At 43.6% G+C, this 837-nt stretch carries 1 pseudogene; it reads left to right on the top strand.

From position 1 onward, the window contains the following. A pseudogene (locus H8S17_RS17390) lies at positions 1–837 on the top strand (prepilin peptidase dependent protein A); the annotation flags it as partial.

The raw sequence follows: 837 nt of genomic DNA, 5'->3' as shown, positions 1-837 counted from the left end.
TATCAATAAGCCGGACGGATATTTAAAGGGAAGTTTATCGGATACGGAGGATGTGGACTATTACGAATTCAATATTACAGAGTACCGGGCATTAAGTTTCGCGAAGGATACCTATAATAAGGATATTACGATCACTTTAGATCATATACCGGAAGGCTGTGATTATGAGATGGTTTTGTATGATGAGGAAGGCAATCAGGTCGGCATTGGGAAAGAGAATGGAAACGGCGGTCTTAGTATTACCATACCGAACTGGAATTCGGACAACAGAGGTTATACCGTGAAGGTACAGGCAAAGAACGGTTCGACGGTAAACCCGGATGCCGAATATCATCTTTCCTTCCAGACAACGCAGGCGGATAAAAGCCATGGAGCTTATCAGGAAATGGCAGAGGTTCAGAAGTATGAAGGGACAGTCAGGAAGCAGATGCAGGAAGGCTTAACCGATACTGAGGAAATGCGTGCAATTAAGGAAATCCGGCAGAAGTACAAAGCCTATTATACAGAGCAGATGGAGAAACTGCATCAGAAACAGGCAGAAGATGTTATGCAGGGTGGGGCAGTGCCGGATGATGAGCAGATTCATAATTTACTGGAAAAAAAAGCAGCAGGAGGAGAACTGACGGAACAGGAAAATGCTCTTTTAAATATCTTTTGTACTGCAGCAGAGCTGGATCGTGCGAATGCAAGTGCAAAAATGAATACCACAGTAAAAGATAGGATATCTGCTGATCTGCAGGAAGCGGGAATTGATATTTCAGATTCCACGTTTTCCATAAAAATTGGGGCGGATGGTCAGGTAAGTGTGGACGGTATTCAGGATCATGCAATGAAACA

This window comes from Roseburia zhanii (genome assembly GCF_014287635.1).
Taxonomy (GTDB): Bacteria; Bacillota; Clostridia; order Lachnospirales; family Lachnospiraceae; genus Roseburia_B; species Roseburia_B zhanii.
This window is presented reverse-complemented; position numbering and strand designations above follow the sequence as displayed.